Raw genomic sequence first — 370 nt, 5'->3', positions numbered from 1 at the left:
GCTCTGCGTTTTGAGCAGATCGGGGACTGCCCCCCTGGATGACTACGCGCTCGCGTTCAACCTTGCGAGGAAGAGAAAGCGGCGCATGTTGTAGACAATATTGGCCAGGCCGATCCTCATGGTGGCCCGGGTGATACCCACGGTTCGGATGAACAGACCCGTCTGCGATTTCTGATCGGCAAAGACATGCTCGACACGCGACCGGATCACCGATTTCCCTGCGTTGGACCGCTGGATGTGGCGGGGCATGGGCTTGAGATGCGGCTTTTTCCTGTGGACCTTTGAGACAAAGCCCTGCTTATCCATGAAGTCTTCGTTGGCATTCGAGCGATACGCTTTATCGGCCCAGACGCTAGAGGCGGTATTGGCT

1 protein-coding gene is annotated in these 370 nt (G+C 57.3%); it reads right to left on the bottom strand.

Annotation, left to right across the window (positions count from 1 at the left end; genetic code table 11):
* Positions 1–42: 42 nt before the first annotated feature.
* Positions 43–370 (bottom strand): transposase (locus KP705_RS19335; protein WP_215765485.1); only part of this gene is annotated, 328 nt, incomplete at its 5' end.

Origin of the sequence: Gluconobacter sp. P1D12_c (genome assembly GCF_018812105.1) — a bacterium.
GTDB lineage: Bacteria > Pseudomonadota > Alphaproteobacteria > Acetobacterales > Acetobacteraceae > Gluconobacter > Gluconobacter oxydans_A.
The sequence above is the reverse complement of the archived record's forward strand: the minus strand, read 5'-3'. Positions and strand labels throughout refer to the sequence as shown.